Source organism: Streptomyces hygroscopicus subsp. hygroscopicus, from assembly GCF_001553455.1.
Lineage (GTDB): Bacteria > Actinomycetota > Actinomycetes > Streptomycetales > Streptomycetaceae > Streptomyces > Streptomyces hygroscopicus.
The window spans coordinates 64,803-70,819 of sequence record NZ_BBOX01000048.1; the positions used below are offsets into that span (position 1 = coordinate 64,803).

The following is a 6,017-nucleotide window of genomic DNA, read 5'->3' on the forward strand; positions in this document are numbered from 1 at the left end:
TGGTTGCGCTCCTCACGTCTGGGCGCCGGCGGGCAGCAGCGCGGCGAGCCGGTCGATGGTACGGGCGAGGGTCTCGGGCGGGAGCAGCCCGGGACCGCGGCTGTGCGCGTAGTCCGCGAGGGCGCCGGCGGTGGTGTGCTCGGGTTCGAACCCCAGGGTCTCGCGCATCTGGTTGGTGGCCACCACCCGGCCGTGGGTGAGCAGCCGGATCTGCTCGGGGGAGAAGTCGGTGATGCCGAGCGACCGCAGCCCGGCGCGGGCCCAGCGCAGGGTGGGCAGCAGCAGCGGCAGGGTCGGGCGGCCGAGCCGCCGGGCGGCCTGGGAGAGCAGCAGTACCCCGTCTCCGGCGATGTTGAACGTGCCGCTGTTGAGCGTGGACCGGCGCGGTTCGGAGGCCGCGATCCTCAGCACCTCGATGGCGTCCTTCTCATGGACGAACTGCAGCCGCGGGTCATAGCCGATGACGGTGGGCAGCACGGGCAGCGCGAAGTACTCGGCGAGCGGTGAGTCCGCGCACGGCCCGAGGATATTGGCGAAGCGCAGCACGCACACCGCGACATCGGGCCGGCGCCGGGCGAATCCGCGGACATATCCCTCGACCTCGACGGCGTCCTTCGCGAAACCGCCGCTCGGCAGGGATTTGGGCGGGGTGGTCTCGCTGAAGACGGCGGGGTCGCGGGGCGCGGAGCCGTACACATTGGTGCTGGACTTCACCACCAGCCGCTGGACCGACGGGGCCTTCTGGCAGGCGCCGAGCAGCTGCATGGTGCCGATGACATTGGTCTCCTTGACCGAGGTGCGATTGCCGCGCGCCCCCAGCGGAGTGCCGTTGATGTCCATGTGGACGACGGTGTGGACGCCGTATTCGGCGAGCAGTTTCCCGATCGTGGGATGACGGATGTCGGCCCGGACGAAGTCGGCGCCACCGAGGTGGTGTTCGGGGGTCACGGCGTCCACGCCGATCACCCGCTCCACATCGGGTTCGCGCTGTATGCGCCGGACGAAACGGCCTCCCAGCCGGCGAGCGACTCCGGTGACGAGCACGACCTTTCCCAAGATCAGCGCCTTCCTTCCCGCCCTCGTCCGAGCTGGGCTGTGCCGAACACCGTAACCGCTCGATGTTGCCCTGTGATGACCACTCGCCGCGCGGTACGACGTTTTAAGCCGGGGCCGGAGGGGCGGCCGTGGCGCAGACCGGTCCGGTGCACGCACCGCAGCCCTTCCACCGGCGGTGGAAGGGCTGCGGGACGAACACAGCGTCGCTTGCCTACTTCTTGTTGCGACGCTGAACGCGCGTGCGCTTGAGCAGCTTGCGGTGCTTCTTCTTCGCCATCCGCTTGCGCCGCTTCTTGATAACAGAGCCCACGACTACCCTCGCTCACTTCGACTCACTCGGTGCGGGGCGTCCGAGCCCACACGACCTACATCGGGCCAGCCTACCCGGCGCCGAGCGAACCACGTAATCCGAGGGCCTCCCCAGGCCCCGGAAAGGGCCTAAGCGGACTCCACCCCCACATAGGACTCGCGGAGGTATTCATGAACCGCTTGCTCTGGGACCCGGAAAGACCTGCCCACCCGGATCGCCGGCAGATGACCGCTGTGCACCAACCGGTACACGGTCATCTTGGACACTCGCATCACCGAGGCGACTTCCGCCACGGTCAGAAACTGAACCTCGTTCAGAGGCCTTTCGCCAGCAGCCATGACACACCTGAACCTTCCGCACATGTCGGGCACCGGCTTCCCCTCCGGTGACTCCTGGTCGCATGCGCGCTCCACCCCAGGTTAGGGGCGGGTGATGCAAGTGGGGAAGAGGAGTAGCGATCGGACGCCTACTGTGACAGACACGCTCGATTGAGTACATAGCGAGTAATCGGCCGGTAGTAACCAGACCGCACAGCGTCATCAAGCGGAACGGCGACGGACACCCGTCCCTCGGCCTCCCCGACGAACAGCGCGGGGTCGTCCGCGTCTCCGAGCCCCATGGCCTCGAAACCCAGCTGACCTGCCCCGCAGACCCATCCGTGGTCCCCGACGACCAGCCCCGGCAGCGGGCCGCCGGACTCCGCGGCGCAGCCGAGGGCGACCCGAACCGGGAGCGGAGAGTGGCTGTGGGCGCCCGGCTCACTCGCGGTGGGCCGAGCGCCGGGCTCCCGCACCATCGCGACTCCCCGTACGTAGGCGAGCCGGTAGGTGCGTACGCCGAACCGCGTCGTTATGTCGATACATCTACCCTGCGCGGGGGTGAGGACGCGGCAGCCGGCCGCCGAGAGCGCCGACGCCAACGCGGCGTAGAAACCGAGGAGACGGTGGGGATGGCCGGTGCCCAGGAGCACGGGGAGCCGGGCCCGGGCGGCGGTGCGCAGTCGGTCCGCGAACGCATGCAGCGCGGCGATGGTCAGCTCCGGATCGATCACATCCTGACCGGAAGTGTGGGCCGGGTCGACCGAAACCCCGCATTTGCTGCCCATTAGGCGTAGCAATTCCATAAACGACCAGTCGTATTCGGGCTCCAGGCCCAGCAGCACCCGGGGGTCCCGGGCGGCGAAGAGCCGATAGCGGCGCAGGCTCTCCTCCCGGCTCGTCGCCACGGGTCCGGCGAGCCGCGCCGCCAGCAGATGCGCACGCAGCGCGGCGGTACTCCACACGTCTTTGATGCTGGCGGACACGCCCCACCCGCCGCCGGGATACGCCGGCAGACCCCACGGTCGGCGTAACGCCCGCGCGGCCAGACCCTCGTCCGGCGTGTTCCCTCCGGCCGCGCCCTCCCCGGCCCGGCGCCCCCTCCGGGCGCTTCCCGCCCGGGGCTCCCTGCCCAGGCGCCCATTTCTCCAGACCACTCCCTGCCCGGACGTTCCCGGAAGGCGTGGGAAGGCTTTTCTCAGGGGCGGTTCACGGGAGGATCCCGTGATGGGGGAAGACCGCCCGGCGCGTCGCCAGGATCGCCTGGTCCAGCCGGTCCGCCGGGTCGTACCCCGACTCGGCGAACTCCCGCCAGTCCGGCTCCCGCCCGTCCGTCATCCGCCGGGGCGCGTCCATCCGGGTCCGCCGGTACACCTCCCGCCGCCACTCCTCCGGCACCGGCGTCCCGGCCGCCACCGGCCGCCCCGCCGCGATCGCGACCAGATGCGTCCAGGACCGCGGCACCACGTCCACCACCGCGTAGCCGCCGCCCCCGAGCGCGACCCAGCGCCCGTCGGCGTGTTCGTGCGCCAGCCGGTGGCAGCTCTCCGCGACCGCCCGCTGAGCATCGACGGTCACCGCCAAGTGGGCGAGCGGGTCCTCGACATGGGTGTCCGCGCCGTGCTGGGTCACCAGCACCTGCGGCCGGAACGCCGCCAGCAGCTCCGGCACCACCGCGTGGAAGGCCCGCAGCCATCCCGCGTCCCCGGTCCCGGCGGGCAGCGCCACATTCACCGCCGAGCCCTCGGCGCCCTCTCCACCCGTCTCCTCCGGCCAGCCGGTCTGCGGGAACAGGGTCCGGGGATGCTCGTGCAGCGAGATCGTCAGCACCCGCGGATCGTCCCAGAACGCCGCCTGCACCCCGTCCCCGTGGTGCACGTCCACGTCCACGTACGCGACCCGCTCCGCCCCCAGCTCCAGCAGCCGAGCGACCGCCAGCGCCGCGTCGTTGTAGATGCAGAAGCCGGACGCGCCCCGGGGCATCGCGTGGTGCAGTCCGCCCGTGAAGTTCACCGCGTGCAGCGCGTCTCCGCGCCATACGCCCTCGGCCGCGCCGACCGACTGCCCGGCGATCAGCGCGGACGCCTCGTGCATCCCCGCGAAGGCCGGGTCGTCGATCGTCCCGAGGCCGTACGAGCCGTCGGCCGACTCCGGCGCGGCGGAGGCCCGCCGCACCGCCTCGATGTAGTCCTTCCCGTGGACCAGACGCAGCGTCGACTCCCCGGCCGGCCTGGCGGCCACCACCCGGACCGCCCGGTCCAGCCCGTACGCCTCCACCAACCGCATGGTCAGCGCGAGCCGCACCGGGTCCATCGGATGCCCGGCGCCGAAGTCGTATCCGGTTACTTCCTCATCCCACATCAACTGTGCGCGGCCGCTCATGCCCGTCACCGTATCCGGCGGGTAAGGGGCCGAACGACCTCGCGTACCGGATCGTCACCAGCACGAGCGCCATCGGCACCAGCATCGCGGCACGGTAGCTCCACACCCCGCCCAGCGCGCCGACGAGCGGTGAACCGACGAGGAAGCCGACGTAGTTGAAGATGTTGAGGCGCGCGACGGCGGCATCGGACGCCCCGGGGAAGAGCCGCCCGGCGGCCGCGAAGGTCTGTGGCACCAGGACGCACAGCCCGAGCCCCAGCAGGGTGAACCCGCCCATCCCCGCCCAGGCGCCGGGCGCCGCCGCGACCACCGCGAACCCGCCGCCCGCCAGCAGCGCCCCCGCCCGGACCACGGCGACCGCGCCGAAGCGCCGCACCCCGAGATCCCCGAAGGAGCGGCCGAGGAGGGTGGTGACCATGTAGACGTTGTACGGGACGGTGGCCAGCTGCTCGGAACCGTGCAGCACGTCCTCCAGGTACTTGGCGCTCCAGTTGGAGACGGTGGAGTCGCCGATGTAGGCGAAGGCCATGACGAGACAGAGCGGCAGCAGCGGCCGCATGCTCACCACGGCGCCGTCCTGGGGCGCTTCGGCCCGGTCGGCCCGGTCGGCCCGCTGCGCGCCCCGCTGATCGACGTACCAACGGCCGGCGATCAGCGCGGCGGGCACCAGGACGGCGACAAGCGGTGCGTAGAGCGTGGGAAGCGGCAGGTCCCAGTGCGCGCCCGCCCAGGCGAGCGAGGCGCCGGTGATCCCGCCGAGGCTGTACGCGGCGTGGAAACCGAGCATGATGCTGCGGCCGTACGCGCGCTGCAGGCTCACCCCGAGCATGTTCATCGACGCGTCGAGCGCCCCGACCGCCAGCCCGAAGACCGCGAGCGCCAGGGCGAGCTGCCACACCGCCGTCCCCGATCCGGCAGCCAGCAGGGCGAGGGAGACGACGGGCTGCACCAGACGGAGGACAAGCCCCGGACGCGTCCGCTTGACGAGATGCTCGGTGCCGACGCTGCCCGCCCCGGCGAGGACCGGCACGGCGGCCAGGAAGAGGGGCAGCAGCCCATCGGGTATCCCGTACCGGTCCTGTAGCGCGGGTATCCGCGTCACCAGCAGAGCGAAGACCGCGCCCTGGACGAAGAAGCTGATGGCCAGCGAGGCCCGGCCCTGCCGCAGCCGACGGCTGGGACGCGAATCCGTCATGGCCGTGGAGCGTACGGCCCCCGCACTACCCGTGGGTAGAGGTGAGCAGTCCTCGCAGTTCGGCCATGTCGGTGAAGTGGGCCCGGGCCGTGGAGAGTTTGGCGGCGGGGGTCATGGCGGTGTAGCCGTACACGTCCATTCCGGCGGCCAGGGCGGCCTGGACCCCGAGCGGACTGTCCTCGACGACGGCACAGCGCTGGGGCGACACGCCCATGCGCTCGGCCGCGTACAGGAACAGATCCGGGGCGGGCTTGCCCCGTCCCACGTCCTCGGAGCTGAAGATGCGGTCCTCGTCGAAGAGGTCGTACAGCCCGGTCGTGCGGAGGGCGACGCGGATGCGTTCATGGCTTCCCGAGGAGGCGACGCAGTACGGAATCCCGTCGGCCCGCAGCTTCTCCAGGACCTCGGAGACACCGGCCACCGCCACCAGCTCGCGCCGGAATGCCTCGAAGACCCGGCCGTGGAAGGTGGTGTCGAAGTCCGGCGGCAGCCGCTGGCCCGAGCGCTCGAGGACCAGATCATGGACCCGATGCATGGCCGAGCCCATGTAGTCCCGGATGGAGTCCTCGTAGCTGGTGGGGTGCCCCAACTCCGTGAGATAGGCGGCGAGAAGCCGATTGGAGATGGGCTCGCTGTCGACGAGCACACCATCGTTGTCGAAGATCACCAGGTCATAGCGCATGGGCTCAGCCTACAAACCGGCAAAAACGAAAAGCCCGGCGGGGAACCGAAGCCCCCCACCGGGCTTTTCATAAAA

At 70.9% G+C, this 6,017-nt stretch carries 7 protein-coding genes; all 7 read right to left on the minus strand.

The window, feature by feature from the left end:
* Nucleotides 1–12: 12 nt before the first annotated feature.
* Entirely contained in the window at nt 13–1,056 is a 1,044-nt protein-coding gene (locus tag AXW62_RS06480; RefSeq protein WP_030834698.1) for an NAD-dependent epimerase/dehydratase family protein, read from the minus strand.
* Between the two features lie 211 nt (nt 1,057–1,267).
* Entirely contained in the window at nt 1,268–1,366 is a 99-nt protein-coding gene (locus AXW62_RS40525; RefSeq protein WP_003948845.1) for a 30S ribosomal protein bS22, read from the minus strand.
* A gap of 128 nt (nt 1,367–1,494) precedes the next feature.
* Nucleotides 1,495–1,704, minus strand: coding sequence for a helix-turn-helix domain-containing protein (locus AXW62_RS06485; RefSeq protein ID WP_014053989.1), 210 nt, complete (start codon nt 1,702–1,704; stop codon nt 1,495–1,497).
* Nucleotides 1,705–1,832: 128 nt separating this feature from the next.
* Complete coding sequence (locus tag AXW62_RS06490) at nt 1,833–2,648, minus strand: phosphatase (protein WP_060943647.1); 816 nt, start codon at nt 2,646–2,648, stop codon at nt 1,833–1,835.
* A gap of 244 nt (nt 2,649–2,892) precedes the next feature.
* Nucleotides 2,893–4,065, minus strand: a complete 1,173-nt coding sequence (locus AXW62_RS06495) for an acetoin utilization protein AcuC (RefSeq protein ID WP_060943643.1) — start codon at nt 4,063–4,065, stop codon at nt 2,893–2,895.
* A complete protein-coding gene (locus AXW62_RS06500) occupies nt 4,034–5,260 on the minus strand; it encodes an MFS transporter (RefSeq protein WP_060943644.1) in 1,227 nt (408 codons plus the stop codon). The genes AXW62_RS06495 and AXW62_RS06500 overlap by 32 nt, the downstream gene beginning before the upstream one ends.
* A gap of 25 nt (nt 5,261–5,285) precedes the next feature.
* Nucleotides 5,286–5,942, minus strand: a complete 657-nt coding sequence (locus tag AXW62_RS06505; protein WP_060943645.1) for an HAD family hydrolase — start codon at nt 5,940–5,942, stop codon at nt 5,286–5,288.
* Nucleotides 5,943–6,017: the final 75 nt, after the last annotated feature.

What these genes read in the sequence shown, in the direction of transcription:
- AXW62_RS06485 (WP_014053989.1), bottom strand. Translation starts at nt 1,704, where the DNA reads ATGGCTGCTGGCGAAAGGCCTCTGAACGAGGTTCAGTTTCTGACCGTG.
- AXW62_RS06505 (WP_060943645.1), bottom strand. Translation starts at nt 5,942, where the DNA reads ATGCGCTATGACCTGGTGATCTTCGACAACGATGGTGTGCTCGTCGAC.
- AXW62_RS06500 (WP_060943644.1), bottom strand. Translation starts at nt 5,260, where the DNA reads ATGACGGATTCGCGTCCCAGCCGTCGGCTGCGGCAGGGCCGGGCCTCG.
- AXW62_RS06495 (WP_060943643.1), bottom strand. Translation starts at nt 4,065, where the DNA reads ATGAGCGGCCGCGCACAGTTGATGTGGGATGAGGAAGTAACCGGATAC.